16 protein-coding genes and 1 pseudogene are annotated in these 20,290 nt (G+C 69.8%); 9 read left to right on the top strand and 8 right to left on the bottom strand.

All coding sequences use genetic code 11. The features are described 5' to 3' along the window. Together D7Y13_RS06610 and D7Y13_RS06605 are read left to right on the top strand one after the other, a co-directional pair. Window positions 1-1,594: AAA ATPase domain-containing protein (locus tag D7Y13_RS06610; protein WP_120630647.1), on the top strand; the 1,594-nt coding region annotated here is incomplete at its 5' end. A gap of 231 nt (window positions 1,595-1,825) precedes the next feature. Then, window positions 1,826-2,632, top strand: a complete 807-nt coding sequence (locus tag D7Y13_RS06605; protein ID WP_120535749.1) for a hypothetical protein — start codon at window positions 1,826-1,828, stop codon at window positions 2,630-2,632. A gap of 46 nt (window positions 2,633-2,678) precedes the next feature. On the opposite strand, the gene hflX is transcribed toward D7Y13_RS06605, so the two are convergent. After that, on the bottom strand, window positions 2,679-4,109 hold the full coding sequence (gene hflX / locus D7Y13_RS06600) for a GTPase HflX (protein WP_120584986.1): 1,431 nt from the start codon (window positions 4,107-4,109) through the stop codon (window positions 2,679-2,681). Between the two features lie 177 nt (window positions 4,110-4,286). On the opposite strand from hflX, the gene D7Y13_RS06595 reads away from it, so the two are divergent. Continuing rightward, the gene (locus tag D7Y13_RS06595; RefSeq protein WP_120584987.1) at window positions 4,287-5,558 is read left to right on the top strand and encodes a DEAD/DEAH box helicase; all 1,272 of its coding nucleotides are present in this window, start codon (window positions 4,287-4,289) and stop codon (window positions 5,556-5,558) included. A gap of 65 nt (window positions 5,559-5,623) precedes the next feature. On the opposite strand, the gene D7Y13_RS06590 is transcribed toward D7Y13_RS06595, so the two are convergent. Next, complete coding sequence (locus D7Y13_RS06590) at window positions 5,624-6,943, bottom strand: ferritin-like domain-containing protein (protein WP_120584988.1); 1,320 nt, start codon at window positions 6,941-6,943, stop codon at window positions 5,624-5,626. Window positions 6,944-7,146: 203 nt separating this feature from the next. Here D7Y13_RS06590 and D7Y13_RS06585 point away from each other — a divergent pair, with 203 nt between their 5' ends. After that, entirely contained in the window at window positions 7,147-8,055 is a 909-nt protein-coding gene (locus D7Y13_RS06585; RefSeq protein WP_120584989.1) for a CPBP family intramembrane glutamic endopeptidase, read from the top strand. A 21-nt stretch (window positions 8,056-8,076) separates the two neighbouring features. Here the strand turns inward: D7Y13_RS06585 and D7Y13_RS06580 are convergent, their stop codons facing one another. Next, complete coding sequence (locus tag D7Y13_RS06580) at window positions 8,077-9,870, bottom strand: Vps62-related protein (protein ID WP_199732879.1); 1,794 nt, start codon at window positions 9,868-9,870, stop codon at window positions 8,077-8,079. A gap of 54 nt (window positions 9,871-9,924) precedes the next feature. Beyond that, window positions 9,925-10,875 carry a hypothetical protein gene (locus tag D7Y13_RS06575; protein ID WP_120535744.1) on the bottom strand — a complete coding sequence of 317 codons (951 nt, stop codon included), beginning with the start codon at window positions 10,873-10,875 and terminating at the stop codon, window positions 9,925-9,927. A 224-nt stretch (window positions 10,876-11,099) separates the two neighbouring features. Between D7Y13_RS06575 and D7Y13_RS06570 the strand changes: the two genes are divergently transcribed. The 3 genes from D7Y13_RS06570 (at window position 11,100) to D7Y13_RS06560 (ending at window position 14,092) form a co-directional block, all read left to right on the top strand. Continuing rightward, window positions 11,100-11,966 (top strand): TolB family protein, encoded by an 867-nt coding sequence (locus D7Y13_RS06570; RefSeq protein WP_120584990.1) that lies wholly within the window; start codon window positions 11,100-11,102, stop codon window positions 11,964-11,966. Continuing rightward, window positions 11,963-12,601, top strand: a complete 639-nt coding sequence (locus tag D7Y13_RS06565; RefSeq protein ID WP_120584991.1) for a M23 family metallopeptidase — start codon at window positions 11,963-11,965, stop codon at window positions 12,599-12,601. The genes D7Y13_RS06570 and D7Y13_RS06565 overlap by 4 nt, the downstream gene beginning before the upstream one ends. A gap of 87 nt (window positions 12,602-12,688) precedes the next feature. Further along, window positions 12,689-14,092, top strand: a complete 1,404-nt coding sequence (locus tag D7Y13_RS06560) for an amidohydrolase family protein (RefSeq protein ID WP_120584992.1) — start codon at window positions 12,689-12,691, stop codon at window positions 14,090-14,092. Window positions 14,093-14,105: 13 nt separating this feature from the next. Here D7Y13_RS06560 and D7Y13_RS06555 read toward each other — a convergent pair whose 3' ends face one another. Next, the gene (locus D7Y13_RS06555; protein ID WP_233595797.1) at window positions 14,106-14,750 is read right to left on the bottom strand and encodes a TetR/AcrR family transcriptional regulator; all 645 of its coding nucleotides are present in this window, start codon (window positions 14,748-14,750) and stop codon (window positions 14,106-14,108) included. A 309-nt stretch (window positions 14,751-15,059) separates the two neighbouring features. On the opposite strand from D7Y13_RS06555, the gene D7Y13_RS06550 reads away from it, so the two are divergent. Next, a complete protein-coding gene (locus D7Y13_RS06550) occupies window positions 15,060-16,562 on the top strand; it encodes a DUF8189 domain-containing protein (RefSeq protein ID WP_120584994.1) in 1,503 nt (500 codons plus the stop codon). A gap of 24 nt (window positions 16,563-16,586) precedes the next feature. Here the strand turns inward: D7Y13_RS06550 and D7Y13_RS06545 are convergent, their stop codons facing one another. From D7Y13_RS06545 to D7Y13_RS48990, 3 genes and pseudogenes are all read right to left on the bottom strand, one after another. Next, entirely contained in the window at window positions 16,587-17,381 is a 795-nt protein-coding gene (locus D7Y13_RS06545; RefSeq protein ID WP_120535738.1) for an ABC transporter ATP-binding protein, read from the bottom strand. A 52-nt stretch (window positions 17,382-17,433) separates the two neighbouring features. Then, a complete protein-coding gene (locus tag D7Y13_RS06540) occupies window positions 17,434-18,678 on the bottom strand; it encodes a GAF domain-containing sensor histidine kinase (RefSeq protein ID WP_244222325.1) in 1,245 nt (414 codons plus the stop codon). 99 nt (window positions 18,679-18,777) lie between these two features. Continuing rightward, a pseudogene (locus tag D7Y13_RS48990) lies at window positions 18,778-18,891 on the bottom strand (CHAT domain-containing protein); the annotation flags it as partial. 438 nt (window positions 18,892-19,329) lie between these two features. On the opposite strand from D7Y13_RS48990, the gene D7Y13_RS06535 reads away from it, so the two are divergent. Beyond that, complete coding sequence (locus D7Y13_RS06535; RefSeq protein ID WP_120630645.1) at window positions 19,330-20,277, top strand: HamA C-terminal domain-containing protein; 948 nt, start codon at window positions 19,330-19,332, stop codon at window positions 20,275-20,277. The last annotated feature ends 13 nt before the right edge of the window (window positions 20,278-20,290 follow it).

Below are 20,290 nucleotides of genomic sequence, written 5' to 3'. Positions count from 1 at the left end.
CCTCCCCCCGCCCCTCCAGGACGCCGTGCGGCGCCTGCCCCAGGCGGAGCTGCTGGAGGTGGTGATGGACCTGGGGCGGCCACCGGAGGCCCGGCTCGTGGGCCGCGTGGCGCGCCTGTCCGACGTGCTGGTGGACGCGGACGCGCTGCAGGCGGTGCTGTCGCGGGTGGGGGAGCCGGGGGGGGACAACCGCGCCGGCATCGAGCGGACCCTGCACCGCGTGTCGGCGATCCGCAACCGGCAGGGCCGCGTGGTGGGGCTCACGCTGCGCGTGGGCCGCGCCATCGTGGGCACCATCGACATGCTTCGCGACCTGGTGGACTCGGGGAAGAACCTGCTGCTCTTGGGGCGTCCCGGCGTGGGCAAGACGACCAAGCTGCGCGAGGTGGCGCGCGTGCTCGCGGACGCGCTGGGCAAGCGGGTGATGGTGGTGGACACGTCCAACGAGATTGGCGGCGACGGGGATATCCCGCATCCGGGCATCGGGGGTGCGCGGCGCATGCAGGTGAGCCGGCCGGACCGCCAGCACGACGTGATGATCGAGGCGGTGGAGAACCACATGCCGGAGGCCATCGTGGTGGATGAGATTGGCACCTCCGCGGAGGCCACCGCCGCGCGCACCATCGCCGAGCGCGGCGTGCAGCTGGTGGCGACCGCGCACGGCAACACGCTGGAGAACCTGGTGCTGAACCCCACGCTCTCCGACCTCGTGGGCGGCGTGCACACCGTCACCCTGAGCGACGAGGAGGCGCGGCGGCGGCGCACGCAGAAGACGGTGACCGAGCGCAGGGGGACGCCCACCTTCGACATCGTGGTGGAGATGGTGAACCGCGAGGAGGTGCGCGTGCACCGCGACACGGGCGCCGCCGTGGACCGGCTGCTCGCGGGCACGGAGGTCGGGGGCGAGCGCCGCCGCCAGCAGGGGGACACGGTGCTCGTGGAGGCGACGCCCGAGGTCGTGGAGGCCACGCCACCGGGTGGGCACGTGCCCCCGGGCACACCGGCCCTGGGCGCACCCCGGGCCGGGCCCCTTCGCATCGCGGTGCACGCGGTGAGCCGCGAGCTGCTGGAGCGCGTGCTGCGCGACCTGCCCGTGGAGGCCGTCGTGGTGGGACGGCCGGAGAGCGCCGAGCTGGTGCTCACCCCGCGCAGCCGCGCCAACTCTCCGCGCCTGCGCCGGGCCGCCGAGCGCGGGGGCGCGCGCGTGCTGGTCATCAAGCGCAACAGCGCCACCGAGATGCGCCGGGCGCTCCGCTCCGAGCTCAACCTCCTGGACGGCGTGGATCCGGAAGAGGTCCGCGCCGCCGTCGCGGATGCGCAGGACGCCATCCGGCGCGTGCTCGCCGAAGGGCAGCCCGTGCCACTCGCGCCCCGCCCTTCCCGCCTGCGGCGGGTGCAACACACGCTCGTCATCCGCAACCACCTGGAGGCGGTGAGCCTGGGCAGTGAGCCGAAGCGCCACCTGGTCATCTACCCGGCGGGCACTGGCGTGGCGGAGACCTCCGAGCCAGAGCCCACGGACGAGGAGCTTCCGGACGACGAGGAAGCCGGGACCGAGGCGCCCCACGACGAGGAGGAAGGCTCCGAGCCCTGAGGCCCGGGCCGAGGGGCGGAAGGCGGATGTGGCCGAACCGTGGGGGACCGGGGTCATGCCCTGACGAGCCCGCCCGTGAGTGCGCAGCGCGCTGCACACACACGGTGGGGTCATGGTCACCCTTTCCCTTTGGATTCGGGGGGTTGTGAGGGGCACGACCGTTGCTGAGAGACTGGGGCACGGTCCGCCGCGAGGAAGCGTCGGCACCCCACCCATTTCCCGGAGACTTCCATGCGCCGCGCCACCTGCCTTGCCCTCACCGTCCTCGCCACCGCCTGTGGCGACAGCACGCCCACCCAGGGAGAGATCAACGATGCGACGGCGCGCGTGGAGCGCATCGCGGCCTCCACCCATCTGGTGCGCGGTGCGCTGGAAGTGCTGGGCCTGATGCCCGTGTACACGTGCGGCGAGCCCCGGCGCTCGTTCCTGAATCACGCCGTGGAAGGGCTCTCCGCCTCCGTGTCGTGCGCGACGGCCACCGTGACCCCGGTGGATGACGTCACCGACTCGGTGTTGGTGAAGTTCGCGGAGGGCGGCTGTTCCGTGCATGGCCTGCGCTTCACAGGACAAGCGCGACTGGAGTACCAGGGCGGCGAGGACCTGATGGAGATGCACGCGGACCTGCGCGGCATGACCGTGGACGGCCAGCCCCTCCAGGCGAAGGTGGGCTACGGCACCTGCGGCGACGAGGCGCGCCTGTTCGCGGACGTGGAGGGCGACGTGCCGGGCCGCGCGGGCCACACCTTCCGCGTGAACAGCAAGGTGGGCAAGCGCGAGGGCCTGCCCATCATCGGGGGCACGTCGCTCATCTTCGACGGTCCGGGAGAGCTGACCGGCCCGGCGGGCACCGACCGCTTCACCCTCACGGGGCTGGAGTACGAAGTCGGCAACTACCTGCCCAAGGAGGGCACGGCCCTGCTGGAGACCGCGGAAGGGCGCACCCTGAAGATCGCCTTCCAGCCGGTGCTCTGGCGCGTGGGCAAGGCGGAGATCACCGTGGACGACAAGGACCCCGTGACGGTGCCCGTCCTCCGTTGATCCGCCGCCCTGCGTTCTTCCGCGCCAGGGGCCCTGGCGCGGCCCCCTACTCCTGGAAGGACTGGGTGAGCTTCGCGATGGCGCCCGGCAGTCCCCGCACGCGCAGGCGGCTGCCGCTCTCATCGTAGGCCTGGGACACCACCGTGGTGTGTTCGTACACCTCGCTGATGCGCCCCTGCCGCGCGTAGGGAATCACCAGGTCCGCCTCCACCATGGAGGACTCGAAGAAGGCGATGATGTTCTTGCGCAGCATCACCACGTCGTCCGGCTGGTGCGCGGAGAGCATCAGGGCGTCCGGGTGCTTCGCCAGCAGCGCTTCCTTCGCTGGCGCCTCCAGCCGGTCCGCCTTGTTGAAGACCAGCTTGCTCGGCACGGAGTCCGCGCCAATCTCCCGGAGCACCGCGCGGGTGACCTCCAGCTGCGCCGCCCACGTCGGATCCGACGCGTCCACCACGTAGAGCAGCAGGGAGGCCTCCAGCGCCTCGTCCAGCGTGGAGCGGAAGGACGCGACCAGGTCGTGCGGCAGCTTCTGGATGAAGCCCACCGTATCGGAGACGAGGATGCGCGGACGGGTCTCCGGCTGCATCGCGCGCACCGTGGTGTCGAGCGTGGCGAAGAGCTGGTCGGCCACCAGCACCGTGCTGCCCGTCAACGCGCGCATCAGCGAGGACTTGCCCGCGTTCGTGTAGCCCACCAGCGCCACCCGGAGCTGGTCCCTGCGCGCGTAGCGGCGGTGGTCCTGGTCCTTCTGGATGGCCGCAAGGCCCTCACGCAGCTCCGCCAGCCGGTCGCGAATCTTGCGGCGGTCCAGCTCCACCGCCGAGTCACCCGCGCCGCGCCCCTGCTGCCGCTCGCGGCCTCCCGAGGACTCGCGCAGCCGCGGGGCCAGGTAGTTGAGCCGGGCGATCTCCACCTGCATCCGCGCTTCGTGGCTCTTCGCGTGTCGGTGGAAGATGTCGACAATCACGCCCGCGCGGTCCATCACCGTCGCCCCGGTGGCCTTCTCCAGGTTGCGCAGCTGGCCCGGGGACAGCTCGTGGTCCACGACCACCACGGTGGGCCGAGGCTCCGCCTTGTCGTCCTCCTCCGAGGGCGGCGGCAGGGCGTCCTCCTCCGGCTCCGCGTCGTCGGCCTCTTCGTCGACGTCCTCGTCCTCGGGCTCGGACTCGGACCCGGTGCTGGCGGCGGCCTCCCACTTCTCGCGGGCCTTCGACGTCCGGTCCTGCGCTCCGGACGCAATCACGCCCGAGCCTCCGGTCAGGGCGGCCAACTCCTTGAGCTTGCCCGTCCCCAGCACCGTGCCCGTGGCCAGCCGCTCGCGCTTCTGGGACACGGTCGCCACCGTGTCGTACCCCAGCGTGTGCACCAGCCGGCGCAGCTCCGCGAAGTCCGCGGCGTGCTCTTCGTCAGAGACGCCCGGAAGCTGGACACCGACGAGGACGGCGCGCGGACGTTCAGGGAGGGTGGAGATCGCCATGCGGATGCTCGTAACACGTCGGGCCTTCCCGTGACGGGGCGAGTCCGCGCCATCCGACACTCTCCGGGCCCGGGCGATGCCTCGCCTGGATGGGGAGGGGGCAGGAATGCCCGGGGGCAGGCCCTCCGGGCAGGGTAGGCTCCCCGGGTCCTCGCGCCACCCCAAGGCTCCCCTCCCATGACATTCGCTTCGCTCGGCCTGTCGGACGCGCTCACCCGCGCCGTGGCCGAACTCGGATACGACGAACCCACGCCGGTGCAGCGCGCGACCATCCCCGTGGTCCTGCGCGGCGGCGACGTCTGGGCTTCGGCGAAGACCGGCTCTGGGAAGACCGCCGCGTTCCTGCTGCCCCTCCTGGAGGCCCTGCGCGCGCGGCCCGGCGGTTCGGTCCGGCCGGTGCGGGCGTTCATCCTGGTGCCCACGCGGGAGCTGGCCGCCCAGATTGTCGAGTCCGTCCAGCAGTACGGCCGATATCTGAAGAAGCCGCTGAAGACCTGCCTCGCGGTCGGCGGCGTCTCCGCGAACCCGCAGATGATGGCGCTCCGGGGCGGCGCGGACGTCGTCGTGGCCACGCCCGGCCGCGCGCTGGACCTGGCGTCGCAGAACGCGCTCCGGCTGGGCGAGGTGGAGACGCTGGTGCTCGACGAGGCCGACCGGCTGTTCTCCCTGGGCTTCGCCGACGAACTCAACGGCCTGCTCGCGCTGCTGCCCGCGCGCCGCCAGAACCTGCTGTTCTCCGCCACGTTCCCGCCCGCCGTGCGCACGTTCGCGGAGCAGTTGCTGCACGAGCCCACGCGCATCGATGTCGATGACGGGGAGCTGCCCACGACGGAGTTCATCGTCCAGCGGGCCATCCAGGTGGATGCGCCCCGGCGCACGATGCTGCTGCGGCAGTTGCTGGAGACGCACGCGTGGTCGCACGTGCTCACGTTCGTGGCCAGTCGCTACGCGGCGGACCATGTCGCGCTGAAGCTGAACCGCGCCGGCATCGCCGCGACGTCGCTGCATGGGGAACTCAGCCAGGGCGCGCGGACGCAAGCGCTCGCGGACTTCAAGGCGAAGCGCGTGCGCGTGCTCGTCGCCACGGACGTCGCCGCTCGCGGTCTGGACATCGCGCAACTGCCGGCGGTCGTGAACTACGACCTGCCCCGCTCGACCGTGGACTACGTGCACCGCATCGGTCGCACGGGGCGCGCGGGCGACAAGGGCATGGCGATCAGCTTCGTCAGCGCGGACACCGAAGCCCACTTCCGACTCATCGAGAAGCGCCACCAGCTCGACATCGCGCGCGAGCAGGTCCCGGGGTTCGAGCCGACGGAAGAGGCCTCGCTGGCCGTGCCGCCCCTGGATCCGAACGGCGGCGTGAAGGGCCGGCGCAAGAGCAAGAAGGACAAGCTGCGCGAAGCCGCCGCTGCCGCCGCCGCGCGTCCCCCGAAGCGCAAGCCGTAGCGGACTTGCTTCACGGCGCCAGCGACTTCGACGGCGTGAAGCAGCGAGCCCGTGAGCGGATCAGCTCAGGCCCAGAGTTCCTGCTCCAGCGTGTCCAGCAGGGCCAGGGCGACCTCGGGCGTGGGCAGTCCCGCATCCGTGATGAGCCCCGCGTCGAGCGGCGTCGCGACCTCTTCGCGCAGCAGGGCCACCGCGAGCCTTTGTGACTCGCGCAGCGCGTCCCGCTCCTGGGGAGAGAGGCGCGAACGGGCCCACCGGTCGATGTCCCAGGACAGGCCCGCGTGCCGCGTCTCATCCTCGGCGATGCGCACCATGGCTTCGCGCACCCCCGCGTCGCGCGCGTGCAGGGCCTGGTGGTGAGCCACCAGCGCGCCGTACGTCTCCCGCACGCAGCCCTCCACGGCGTTGTCCCGCGCCACCTCCGCCAGCGGACGCATCGGCAGCTCCGCCACGGCGGGCGGCGGCGGTGACGCGCCGAAGCGACGCGCGAGCCTTCCCGTCACGTCGGAATGCAGCACCTCGTCCACGGCGCTCGCGAGCGCCGCGGCCTGGAGGTCCGGCCCCGCGCCGTGCAGGGCCAGCTCCTTGCGCAGCCGCAGGAAGGCATGGATGGACGCCGCCTCCAGGTGCGCGACCTCCGCGAAGTAGCGCCCCATCGCATCCGCGCTGTCACAGTCCCCCGCGACCTGGAGTCCCACCGGCCGCCGCCCCACCGCGCAGGTTCCCGTGCCCTTCTCCAGGACGTGCTGCTCCCGTTCGCGGACCTCACCGGAGGCGGACACCTCCACCACGTGCTGCGTCACCTCGGTGCCCTCGCCACAGAGATACCCCTTCGTCCCCACGACGTTGAAGGTGCCATCCGGGTTCTGCCTCACCGCGCCCCGGTCCAGGTGCTCGCAGCTCACCTTGTAGCCGGCGGCGAACGCCACCAGCGTGGCCTCCTGCGCGGTGTCGATGGTGCCCAGCAACCCCTTGAGCGACTCCAGCGTCGAATACGTCTTCACCTCGTCGCCCCGGGTCGTCGCCAGGAAGTAGTCCGCGCAGAGCTGGAAGCAGCTGTGATGGAAGCCCTCGCCCGGCACCGTGGCGCCCAAGGCCTCCTGACACGCCGGGACGTCCGAGGCCGTCGAGCACGCCTCGCCGAAGGCGGCCTTGCCCTCGAAGGAAGGCGGCTCGTAGTCGCTGTGGAGGAGGCGCAGTTGGAGGTAGTCCTGCTTGGGGGAGATCTTCAGGTCGCTGACCGCGGGCACGTCGTCGTCGCAGGCGATGGGCCCATAGTCCTCCAGGCCCGTGGTGTTGGAGCCGCAGCCCGCCAGCACCAGCGGGGTGGCGAGCGAAGCCCGCAGGGCCCGCGAGAAGAGATGGCGCAGTCGGTGTACTTGCATGGGGTGACTCCTGGAGGCCGGGGTGGCCCGGACACAGGAGCAATGCGGATGCCACCCTGCCCTCACAGGGCGCTCCCGTTGAAAAGCGCCCGCCGCGTGCCTGGAAAACCGAGGAGGGATCAGAAACCTGAGGGCGAAGCCGTTAGCGTGTCCGGAATCCCGCGAGGCCCCTGCCCCGTGGACCTGGACCGGAGGAACACCCCGTGCGTCGTGATGTCGCCGTGCTGCTGGAGAAGGCCCCGTCGCGGCGCCGGGCGCTGTCCGAAGCGGCGTTCGTGTTCCTCGCCGTCCTGGGGCCGACGTCGGCGGGGCCCGCGGGCCGGGTCGTCCTGGCCGTGCTCGCGATCGCACTGCTGGCGTGGGGGCTGGCCCTGCTGCGTCCGTGGGAGGCCCCGCGCGGGGGCGCCTGGCTGGGCATCCTGGGGCTGCTCGTGGCGCTGGGCGGCACGGGCGCGAGCGCCTGGGTGGCCTCCGCCGCGGAGGTGGAGAAGGGCTTCTCGCTGTCCATGGCGCCCCTGTGCATCCGGGCGCTCGGGATGTGCCTGCTGGTGGCGGTGCTGGTGTGGCGCGACGGACAGGGCCCCGCGCAGGTGGGGCTGGCGCGCGAGGGCTGGGCGAAGGAGCTGCTGCTCGGCGTGCCGGTGCTCGTCGGCACCTACGCGGTACACATCGCCGCGTCGGTGCCCATGGCGGCCGTCGCCGTGGCGTTGAAGCTGGCCGGCAAGGAGATGCTGGCGCGCAAGGGCATGGCCACCGCGCTCATGGACACCGGCCTGGGCGTGCCCGCCTTCGCGGCCATCATGGTGCTGGTGACGGGCTTCGAGGAGTTCGTCTTCCGAGCCTTCCTCGTGCCCCGCCTGCGCGTGGTGCTGGGCCGCTGGGTGCCCGCGGTGCTGGTCGCGGCCCTGCTCTTCTGCGTGGGCCACTTCTACGAAGGCATCCTCGCCGTCTTCCAGACCTTCGTGATCGGGGCCTGGTTCGGGTTCGTCTTCTGGTTCCGGGGACGCCTGCTGCCGTTGATTGTCGCGCACGCGGCCTTCAACACCATCAGCTTCGCGCTGGTGATGTGGCTGTCCAGGTCAGGCTTCCTGGACAAGCTGCCGCCACTTTGACGGCAGCCCAAGCCCCGGTGGCTACTCCAGCGTCATGTACTCCGGCTGATACACCGACCGGTTCCTCAACGGCGAAGGCCCGCCGCTGTTCACGCAGTAGCCCGTCGGGTTGTCACAGCCGCCCTCCGGGTTGCCCCAGTACGCCGTGAGGTTCATCCAGGAGAGGGAACCCGTGTACGTGCCGGCCGGCTGCCAGGGGATGGACACCACGTGGTTCCAGGTGTCCCACGCGAGCCCCGCCCCGGTGTCATCAGCCAGGAAGTCGCCGTTGAAGATGGTTTCGTAGATGTGCCGGGCCGCGTCCGGATACAGGCCGTGCGAGCCATTGGCGGAGAAGACCTCCGGATGCCAGCCGGCGAGGAACACGGCCTTGTCACCGAAGGTGAAGAGCTGTCCGTTCGCGTGCTGGCTCAGGTAGACCTGCGCGGGGCGCCCATCGATGAAGCGCACGGTGAGGTGTTCCCAGTCGCCCACGTGGTTGCCGAAGGTGGAGTAGCCACCCACGCAGCCCCAGGGCGAATACCAGCCGATGCACACCCGCTTGCCATTGTTGTACGGGTAGAAATTCCAATACAGCACGTCCGTCACGTTCGTCGGCTGGCCGCCCTGGGTGCGCGGGATGATCTGCGCGTAGACGGGCACCGACGTCTGATTGGGACGCTGACCGTCCAGGAACTGCGGATCCGTGCAGGAGTCACAGCCCAGCGCCTGGTTCGTCACCAGGTGGCCGTTCTCCTCATGGACGTTGGCCAGATGGAACTGGGTGGAGGATGGAAACCAGGCCTCGTCCGGGTGCAGCCACACGCGGGGCGCGAACGCGGCCACCGTCTGCGCGTCCACGGGCAGGCCGCGCAGCTCCGGGTTGGACGTGGCGCTCTTGTTGAGGACCCAGTAGCGGCTGCCGCCCGTGTCGCCGTGGCTGGGACGGGAGACGAAGGTGGACGCGGGCAGGCCGCGGTGGTCGCGCGCCACCGCCTGCCACACGCCGATGTCGTCGTTCGCGCCGGAGCCGCTGTCGTCCCAGACCCAGGCGGGGTTGGCGGGCAGCACGTATTCGCTCCGCACGCAGCGGATGAGGTCCGTGGAGGGCTTGGAGTAGCCCAGCACCGCGACGTGGCCCAGGCAGGTGTAGCCGGCGGGGGCGACGGGCTCCCAGAAGGAGACGTCGTGCGTTCCCCCGGAGCCGGAGTCGCTCCAGGTCCAGGTGTAGTTGGACGGACGCGCCAGCAGGTCGCCCTCGCCGCGCACCAGGAACGTCGTCGCGGGGGCCTGTCCCCGGTTGGACATGGCGACGTCGCCCAGCGAGAAGAAGCCGGGGGACTGGGAGAGGTCGGGGCGCCAGACGGAGATGTCGTTCGTCGCGCCGGTACCGTGATCGTCATAGACCCAGGTGAACCGGCTCGTGGCCTTGACCTCCAGTGCCTTCGGTTGACGCAGCGCCACCGTGTCCGCGCTCAACGTGAACTCCGCGCTCTGACCCGCCAGCGCGGTCGCCGCGACCAGCTTGTAGCTGCCCGGAGACAGCGTGACGGCCAGCCGCGAGTTCGTGCCGCCCCCGCCGTTGTTGTCCTGCGCGAGGAGGGTGCCGTTCGCATCCAGCAGGTACAGCCACGCATCCGCCGACGACGTCAGCGTGAAGGTCACCGGGCCGCCGGACGTCTGCGAGTCCAGCAGGAACACCCGGTTGCCCGGACTGGAGGGACTCTGTCCGCCCGAGCCCAGCCACGCGCCGTAGACGGTGTTGGCCCGGGCCGTGTTCGCCAGGAGTGAAGTCGTGGCGAACACGACCAGGGGGAGGAATTGCCGGAGGAGCATGGAGACCTGGGGGAAAGGGGAACCCAGGACCATAGCCGGCCCCGATTCCAGCGCTCACGCCCGCGCGGTCGAACACGTCCGCGCCAGCTCCCGCACCAGCCGCTGGGCCACTTCCGGCGACGGCAGCCCGGAACGGCGGGCCACGTGCTCTGGCATGAGGCTGTCCGCGGCGTCGCGTTCCAACGCGAGCCAGGCCTCATGCCGGGCCGCTTCAACCCGCGCGCGTGCATCCTCGGGCAGCCGCGCCTGCGCCCAGGCATCGATGTCCCAGGACAGCTCCGAGTGACGCAGCTCGTCCGGCGCGATGGCCGCCAGCGTTTCGCGCACCGTCGCATCCTCCGCGCACCGCGCCTGCCACCCCGCCAGCAACGCGCCGAAGGTCTCCCGCACGCAGCCCTCCACCGCGTTCTCGATGGCCAGCGCCTCCAGCGACCGGTCCCCGAACGGCGCCACCTTCACCTCCGGCATCGCGGCCCCGTGACGCACCGCCAGGGCCTCCATCGCGCGCGCATGCCGCACCTCCTCTCCCGCGGAACGACGCGCGGCCCGCACCAGCCGCTCCGGCGCACCGTGCGCGGCCAGCTCGTCCGCGAGCCGCTCGAACGCGGGAACGGACGCGGCCTCCAGGTGCGCCATCCTCGCGAAGAGCGCTCCCAGCGCCGGCACCCGCCCCTCCACCGCGCCCTCGCCGCACAGGCCTTCCGGCCGCCGGCCCTCGCACAGGAACGTCACCTGACAGCGCACCTCGTCGGGCTCGGGAAGTGATTCGGCGGAACGCGTGAACTCACAGGGCGCGCCGCCCATCACCCGGGCGCACAGCTCCTCGCAGGAGGTGTCCGCCGTGGCCACGCCCCCATCCGCCAACGTGAGGGAGGCAAGCGAGAACGTCTCCGGGTGGGACTCCGAGTCGCATCCCCACGTCGAGGAACACCCCACCCCCAGCGTGGTGACGGGCGCGAGCAGCCACAGGCGGGAGAAGGCACGGCGCAGCTTCCGGCGGGACATGGAGACACCCTCTTCAATCACAGACCCGCCGGCCCACGGGCCCACACAGCCTGCCACGACGCGCCGCATCCCGGACAGCCCACCCTCCAACAGGCGAGCAGATGACAAACATGTAATTTTCAAGTTTTACATGAATAACCGCTTTATCAGCAACTCATTCACGGGAAGCGAGAAAACCCTGTCGTCACATCGTCCCCGTTGTTTCCCCCATCCCCTGGAGCGAGATGCGAAAGCGATTCCTGACCCTCACGTTGTTGACGCTGGTGGGCACCAGCGCCCTGGCGGAGGACCGTATGAACCCGGCGGACCTGCGCCGTGTCACCAAGGCGCGTGAGTCCCTGGTCCCCGCCGTCGCGAAGGAGTTCGGGCCCAAGGCCCGGTTCGTCCACCTCTTCGGGCAGGGCCCGGGAATGCTGGCGGGCGTCGTCGCGGAGATTCCGTCGCAGCCGCTGGGCACGGACGAGCTGCCGCTGCTGGCCATCGTCCGGTACGACGAGTCCACCGGCGCGGTGCGCGTGGTGGACCGCGAGTTCAAGTACCGCGAAGCCCGCACGGTGGGCCCGGAGGTGGCGCTGCTGGAGGGTGACGGCACCCTGCGCATGCGCGACGCCAACGGCCGGGACCGGGTGCTCGCGCGAGGCGTGGGCGGGGACCTGTTCCCCACCGCGAAGGCGGACGCGCTGGTGGCCACGCTCCTGATGAGCAGCGAGGGGCCGCATGAGACCGCCGTGGGCATCATCGACCTCCAGGGCCGCGTGAAGGTCCTGGCGGACGGCCCCGGCGTGGACGCGACGCCCAGCATCTCTCCGGATGGCAAGACCGTGGTGTTCGTGTCCGGCCGGACCAGCGTGGCGTCGTTCTACGTGACGAACGTGGAGGGCGCGCAGGCCCGGCAGCTCACCAACGTCGGGCTGGAGAACTGGATGCTGTTCGGCGGCCCGCCCAAGGAGTTCGTGCCCCCGCCCGTCTCCACCCACCACATGGAGTGGGTGAACGAGGACGTGCTTCGCTACAACGCTGGCGGCGGCGCGTTCTGGAAGCTCAACGTGCGCACGGGCCACGCGGCCGCGGACGTGGGAGGTGCCCCGTGAAGACCCTGACCCTGGCGCTGGCCTTCGTGCTGCTGGCCTTCCCGGCGGTGTCCTCCGCCCAGACGATGTTCCGCTTTCCCGCCTCCCAGCTCGCGGACCAGTGTGGCAACGGCGGCTGCGTGGTGAGCGCGTACAAGGACTACGGCGGCCGCGACTACGCCTGCGGCGGCGTGCGCTACAGCGGCCACACGGGCATCGACTACGCCCTGGTCGGCGGCTTCAGCAAGATGGACTACGGCGTCTGGGCCATGAACGCCGCCCGGGGCTACGTCGAGGCGTCCGTGGATGGCTATTTCGACCGGTGCAACTACTGGGACCAGGCCAACCCCTACGCCGCCTGCGGCCTCTACACGGCCAACTACATCATCATGCGGCACCCGGACAACACGCAGACCAAGTACTGGCACCTGAAGGCATACACCCAGCAGTTCGCGCGCGGCACGACCCTGGCCTGCGGAAACTGGATCGCCCGGGTGGGTTCGTCCGGCGCCTCCACCGGCCCGCACCTGCACTTCGAGTACTGGGTCCCCGGCTACGGCACGGATGATCCGTACGCGGGCTCCTGCGGCACGCCCTACACGCGCTGGACCGCGCAGGGCGCCTACCGGGGCCTCCCCGGCATCACCTGCCAGTAATCCCCCACCACCATCCCCTCGGTAGGCCCTTCCGGGCCCAGCGGGTATACAGTGTATACCCGCTGGGCCTGACAGGAGGAGCACCGCATGGGCGACCGATGGCTGCTGCGTGGGGCGGAGATCATCACCTGCGACCCCGAACAGGAGGACCTGCCGCGAGGTGACGTCCTGGTGGAGGACGGGCGCATCGTCGCGATGGGTCCCCAACTGCACGCCGGGGACTGTCGCGTCGTGGACCTGCGCGGGAAGCTGCTCCTGCCGGGCCTCATCGATGCGCACCGGCACACGTGGCAGACGCCGCTGCGCGCCCTGGGAGCGGACTGGACGGTGATGGACTATCTGGCGGCGGTGCGCGTGAAGCTGTCGCCCGCGTTCCAGCCGGAAGACCTGCATGCCGCCAACCTGGCCGGGGCCCTGGAGGCCCTGGACGCGGGCATCACCACGCTCGTGGACTATTCGCACTGCGTGGAGTCACCCGCGCACGCGGACGCCGCGCTCACGGCGCTCGAGGACTCCGGCATCCGGGCCCTCTTCGCCTACGGCTACGCGGCGGGTCCCCAGCAGGGCACCGCGCTGCCGACCTCCGCGAGCCGGCTCCAGGACGCCCGGCGCCTGCGCTCCACCCGGCTGGCCTCCGACAGCGGGCTTGTCCGCATGGGCATCGCGCTGACGGAGATGCAGGTTCCCTGGGAGCAGAGCCGGGCGGAGGTCCTCTCCGCGCGCGAGCTGGGCGTCCCCATCACCGCCCACTGTTCCGCGTGGCCCGTGTCAGGCCCGAGCGAAGTGCAGCGGATGGCGGCCGAAGGCCTGCTCGGTCCGGACGTGCTCTTCGTCCATTGCACATGGAGCTCCGACGAGGACCTGCGGCGCATCGCCGACAGCGGCGGCGGCGTCGCGGTGACGCCGGAGACGGAGCTGCAGATGGGCATGGGCTTTCCCGTCACCGGACGCGCATTGCGCGCGGGGGTGCGGACGACGCTCGGGTGCGACGTCGTCTCCAGCAACGGCGGGGACCTGTTCACCGCGATGCGGCTGGCCCTCCAGGTGGAACGGGGCAGGGCCCATGAGAAGGACGGGCTGTCCCGGGTCCTCGCGCTCAAGGCCGCGCGCATGCTGCCGATGGTGACGCTCGACGCCGCGGAGGCCCTGGGGCTGGGACGCGTCACGGGCTCGCTGCGTCCGGGCAAGGACGCGGACCTCATCGTCCTCGCCGCCGACGCGCTGAACCTGACGCCGCTCAACCGCCCGCGCGACGCGGTGGTGCTCCAGGCGCATGCGGGCAACGTCGAATCGGTGATGGTGCGCGGACGGTGGGCCAAGCTCCAGGGCGACCTGGTGGACGTGGACCTCGCGACGGTCCGGCGCCGCGTCATCGAGGCCCGCGACGCGGTGCTCGCCCGCGTGGGAGGACCGGACACACTCCTGGGCGAACGGGCGGACCTCTCCGCGCACTGGGACATGGGAAGCGCGGGCGTCACAAAGGACGCGTGACGCGAAGCGAGCTTCAGCGCTGGCGACGTGGGGGACGCTTCCGCGCGGGGACCTGCCGTGCGTCGATGCGCCGCTGGATGCCCTCCAGCATGAAGCCGAGGCTGGCCTCGAACTCACGCCCCACGTCGGTGGCCCGCATGTGCGGCACGCCGTGGGCGAGCCCCGGGTAGTCCCTGGCGGGGAGCGCCTGGGCCGCCGCGAAGAACCGCTCGAACGGCGGGGGCGTCCCAGGGGGACCCACGTCCCATGGCTCCTGCCGGCGGATGGCTCCGGCCAGCCAGGAGAAGAACGTGTTGTGCAGTGCCGCCGCCTCCTTCCAGGGAATGCCGGCGGCGTGCAGCTTGAGCACCGTCCGGTCAAGGATGACGAGCGCGGTGTGGACGACGGGGCCCTGCTCCAGCAAGAGCTCCATCAGCCCCCGGTGCGCCAGCCCCACGGCGCGCAGGCGGCCCGCGAGCCGCCGGAGCCACGCCACTGGCTCCAGCCGCTCCTCCGGCAACACCAGGGTCTGGAGGATGGCCTCGGCGCACAGGAGCACGAGCGCGTCCCGGTTCGCGACGTGCTTGTACACGGCCATGGGCGTGACCCGGAGCCGTTCGGCCAGCGTCCGCATGGAGAGCTGTCGCAGCCCCTGCTCGCGGACGAGCGCGACGGCCATCTCCACCACGGCCTCCCGCGACAGCCGCGGCCGAGGCCCACGCACTGCTCGGAGACTGTTCGCGCCGGAGGTCATGGGCCGGAGCATAGGGCAGCCGCGCCAGGTCCGGATGTGTCATGAGCCCGCTCAAGCGTGCGACAGCGACTGTGATTTCAAAGCCTGCGCACCCAAGAACTTCCTGCACTCACTGGACTTGCTTGATTTCACTTCCAGTGCGTCAGGCTTTGTGTCAAAGGGCGGCCCGTCTCGCTCCGTGGAGCGGTGGGCCATGCAGGCCCCATCCCGGGGGGCGGACTCAAGAGGGGATACATGTTCACTGAAAACACGCACCGCCTGGGGATGGCGCTGCTCACGACGTTCGGGTTGGGGTCGCTGATGGGCTGTGGCGGCGCGCCGGAGGCGTCCATGCCTTCCGAGCAGACGCCTCCGGGAGAGCTGCGCAACAGCGAGGCCGACCTCTACGTGGCGTCCTCCACCCTCTGGCGGCCGCTGAGCATCCCCGTGTGTTGGGAGAACCCGGCCGCCGGCAACGCCACCCAGCGGCAGTGGGTGCGCGACGCGGTGACACGCACGTGGGAGGCGAACTCGAGCGCGCGCTTCTACGGCTGGGGGACGTGTTCCACCTCCTCCAGCGGCGTGCGCATCAACATCAGCGACGTGGGCCCGCACGTGAAGGCGCTGGGCAAGGGTCTCAACGGCATGGCCCAGGGCATGGTGCTGAACTTCACGTTCGCCAACTGGAGCCCGTCGTGCGCCAGCAGCCTCAAGTACTGCATCGACGCCATCGCGGTGCATGAGTTTGGCCACGCGCTGGGCTACGCCCACGAGCAGAACCGTCCGGACCGGCCCTCCACCTGCACCGAGCCCGCGCAGGGCTCGTCGGGGGACTGGCTCATCGGGCCGTGGGACCTGGGCTCCGTGATGAACTACTGCAACCCGGCCTGGAATGGGGACGGCAACCTCAGCGCCACGGACGTCCAGGGCGCGAAGCTCACCTACGGCATCCCCTGGGAGTCGCTGGGCGGCAGCTTCAACTCCGGCCCGGCGGTGGCGTCCTGGGGCGCGAACCGGCTGGACCTGTTCGGCCGGGGCCTGGACAACCAGCTCTACCAGCAGTCCTGGGCGGGCGCGGGCTGGAGCGGCTGGGCCCTCCACGGGGGCACCATCACCTCCGACCCGGCGGCGGTGAGCTGGGGTCCGAACCGCATCGACGTGTTCGCGCGCGGCACGGACAACTCCATGCTCCACAAGGCGTGGGATGGCACCGGCTGGAGCCTCTGGTATTCGCAGGGCGGCGTCTTCAAATCCGGCCCGGCCGTGGCGTCGTGGGGCGCGAACCGGTTGGACGTGTTCGGCCAGGGCCAGGACAACCAGCTCTATCACCAGGCCTGGACGGGCTCGGGCTGGACGGCGTGGAACGTGATTCCGGGCGTCGTGACGTCGGATCCAGCCGCGGTGAGCTGGGGCCCGAACCGCATCGACCTGTTCGCCAGGGGCTCCGACAACACCCTCCTTCACAAGGCCTGGGATGGCGCCGGCTGGAGCCCCTGGTACTCGCTGGGCGGCAGCTTCACCTCCGCTCCGGCGGCGGTCTCGCGCGGCGTCAACCAGTTGGAGGTGTTCGGCCGGGGCACGGACAACGCCCTCTGGGTGAACGCGTGGACGGGCTCCAGTTGGAGCGGCTGGCAGTGGCTGGGCGGTGAGATGACCTCCGCGCCCGACGTCGCGAGCTGGGGCGCCGGCCGGATGGATGTCTTCTATCGCGGCACCGACAACACGATGCGGCACTCCTGGTACATCAACGGCTGGTAGTCCCCACGCGGCCCCGCCCCGGGCTCAGGCCTTGGGCGGGCGCTGTTCGGAGCGGCGCCGGAGCCAGTTGCGCAGGAAGGCCTTCACCTCCGGGTGCTGCGATTGCTTGAAGTGCTCCGGCGGGCCGTACTCGACCACCTGTCCCTCGTGCATCAGGGCCAGGTTGTCGGCGGTGCCGAAGGCGGACGCCACGTCCGGGGTAATCACCAGCGACGTGGCGCCCAGTTGCTGCTTGCCCGTGGTGATGATCTCGTTGACGGCCGCCGTGGTCAGCGGATCCAGACCGGCCGTGGGGTCGTCGTAGAGCAGGATCTTCGGCTGGAGGATGGTCGCGCGCGCGAAGCCCACGCGCTTCTGCATGCCGCCGGACAGCTCTCCCGGAAAGCGCGTGGCCGCGTGCGACAGGCCCACCTTCTCCAGCGTCTGGTTCACCGTCTTCGTGATTTCCGACTCGACCATGCCGGTGCGCTCGCGCAGCGGGAACGCCACGTTGTCGAAGACGTTGAGCGAGTCGAAGAGCGCGTTGGCCTGGAAGAGGATGCCCAGCTTGCGGCGCATGTGGTTGAGCGACAGCTCGTTCATCCGCGCCACCTCCTCCCCCTCCACCAGCACCACGCCCTTGTCGGGCCGCATCAGGCCCATGATGTGCTTCATCAGCACCGTCTTGCCTGAACCGGACACCCCCATCAGCACGCAGGTCGTGCCCTCCGGCACCACCAGGTTCACGCCCCGGAGCGCCGGCTGGCCGCCGAAGGACTTGTGGAGGTCCTTCACCTCGAGGGTCAGCTTCGGCGTCGACTCACGGCTCGCGTCACTCATCGCCCCGGAACCCTAGTGCGCGGCCCCGTGACACGCGAGCGCTGCCTGCCGGCTACCCGGAGCTCGCCAGCCCCTCCGGCAGCGCCAGTTCGAAGCGCGTGCCCTCCCCCGGCTTCGAGCTCACCTCCAGCGTGCCCCCGTGGGCCTCGGCGATGCGCCGGGCGAGGAACAGGCCGATGCCCAGCCCCGTGGAGCCGGGCCCCCGCGCGAAGCGCTCGAAGAGGGTGGGCAGTTTTTCGGGCGGGATTCCCGGTCCTTCGTCGATGACCGAGATGCGCGCCCACGTCCCCTCCTGCCGCTGCTGCGTACTCACGTCGAGGACCACGGGAAGCCCCTGCGGCGAGTGCTTCAGCGCGTTGGCCACCAGGTTCTCCAGCGCCTGGCGCAGGCGTTCGGGGTCCGCGATCAGCACCTTCTCTTCCGGGCCCCGGTAGTGCACCGGATGCTCGGGCGTGTTCGCGGTGGCCGCCAGTTCGCGCGCCAGCCCGGCCACGTCCACCGGCTGGGGACGCAGGGTGAAGAGGCCCTGGTCCAGGCGCCCCACGTCCAGCAGGTCCCGGATGAGCCGGGTGAGGGAGCGCAGCGACGACGCCGCGCCATCCGCGTCCCGCAGGTCCTCCAGGTCCTGGTTGCGCCGGGCCCGCCGTTGGATGAGCTGGATGCGGGCCTGGAGCGGCAGCAGGTAGTTGGCCATGTCGTGGGCCAGCACGGTGACGAGCTCCTCCGCCGCCGCCCGGCGGGCCTGCTTCACGGCCAGGTTCGTCAGCTCCCGCGTCAGCTCCACCCGGTGGGCCACCATGCCCGCCCAGCGCGCCACCGCCTGGAGGAAGCGCAGGTCGCGGTCGGTGAAGAAGTCGTTCCGGGCGGACGCCACGCCCACCACGCCCCGGATCTCCATGCCGATGGGCAGGGGCACCAGCAGGGAGGAGCGGACCCCCAGCCGGTGCTTGATGCCGGGAAGCTCCTCCGGGTCCTCCTCCTGACGGCCCGTCATGAAGGGCTCGCCCGTTTCGTACACCTGCACGGCGCGGCCCCCGTTGGCCAGCTGCAACCGGTCCAGGCCCAGCGCCTTCTGCAGACGCGACATGGGCGTGTCGCTGGTGCCGAACGCGACCAGGCTCTGGGTGCTCGGCTCCAGGAGGAAGACGTCCACCTTTTCGGCGTGGGTCAGCTCCGAGATGATCTGCCCTACCGTGTTCAGCGTGGGCTGGAGTTCCGCCGCGGGGAGGGCCAGCAGGCGCTCCAGCGCTTGCAGCCGTGCATCCGTCGTCTCGGGGCCTTTCAGGGGTTCACTCACAGGATGATGGTGGGGATCCCTTCCCGCTGAAGCTACCCGTGCAGCCGTCCCGCCCCCTGGACTCTGGGCGACCAGGCGGCCTTCGCACGGGCCCTGCCCCATGGCCAGATGTCTGTAATAGCGCTCCAGGAGCCACGCGGCCTCGGCGTCACGCAGGGGCCACAGGCTGGCCACCACGGCGCGCGCACCGGCTTCGAAGAAGGCCCGCGCCAGGGGGCATGAGCCGGGGCTACGAGCACCTGGACATCTTCTACACGAGCGGCGTGAACAACGAAATGCGGTTCCCTGTGTACATCAACGGATGGGGGGGGAGCGCCTTTACGCGGTCCCGCGAGTCCCCTCATCGATAGGTACTGGTCCGTCACCAATAGTAACCGCCGGCGGATAGCACGAGGAATCGCATTGATGACCTTGTATTCAACACTTGACCCTACTGACCTCCGTGCCCTCTTCAGAACAACCGACCGCCAAGTCATCAACGAACTTGTGCTCCCTCTCGCATGCAGTCCAGGTGCAGAGAAGCTCTCGTCGTGGCGCGACATCGCGAGATTGAGCGACACTCCACCACCGTCCCTCATCTTGGGCTTGCTCTACGGGGCGGCACGCCCATGGAGATAGTAAGCGGGCGATGCCGGTGTAGGATGGCAGCTCATGGACGCCCAGGATCCTCCGCTTATCCTACCCGGCCTCAAGAACTTACTGTCGGCCTCGGCCAAACAGTGCCGAGCGTGCATTCGTCAAGTCGAGTTCTCAGCCGAAATTCAAGGGGTCGAAGCAACCCTCCATGCGCACTACATCGACTTCGATGGAGACGGTGAGCCCAAGATTCGTGTGCTGGCCTCGGTGTTGATGCGCCATATCGTCAAATACGCACTTTCATCCCGAGTCAGACACCAACTCAAATCCATTTCATCAGACCCTGACGACCTGTCAGCACTGGAATGGCGCGAAGCACGGCGTTTATTCACGCAGAAAAAGACAGCGGGAGACCCAGGCGAGCTTTTGCTCTACCTACTGCTCGAAAGCCTTTTCGAGGCTCCTCAACTTGTCTGCAAGATGGAACTCAAGACAAATGAAAACGACGAAGTCAAGGGGTGCTATGGGAGCCATGCCAGGTGGGGCAATGCCTCCGACTGCTTGGTCGTCTATCTAGGGGAATCAAAGCTCCACGGAGAAATCGCTGGAGGACTGAGCAGCGCATTTACAAGCATTAAAGACTTCCACGACGAGAATCGTAGAAAAAACGAACTCATGCTCGTCACATCTCACTTCAAGCACATCAACGAGAGATTTCGCGAAGAAATCAGCAAATTCATTGACGACGCAGATCCCGCCAACCGACGATGTCGGATAGTCCATGCCTGTCTTATTGGTTGGGACTGGGGCAAATATCGAGAGATGTCTACAGACCGCCGAGCTTTCGCCAAGAACTTTGAGTCGCTCTACAAGCAATACCTCCCAAACATCGCACAGATGATCAAAAACAGATTTTCAAAATTCGAATACGCCCACCTAAATTTTGAATTTCTACTTCTGCCATTCCAAAGCGTTCAGGAATTTCGTGATTATTTCCACAAGGAACTCAGAGGCGAAAGCTAACCTCAGATCACGC

It is taken from the genome of Corallococcus praedator (assembly GCF_003612125.1).
Lineage (GTDB): Bacteria > Myxococcota > Myxococcia > Myxococcales > Myxococcaceae > Corallococcus > Corallococcus praedator.
The sequence above is the reverse complement of the archived record's forward strand: the minus strand, read 5'-3'. Positions and strand labels throughout refer to the sequence as shown.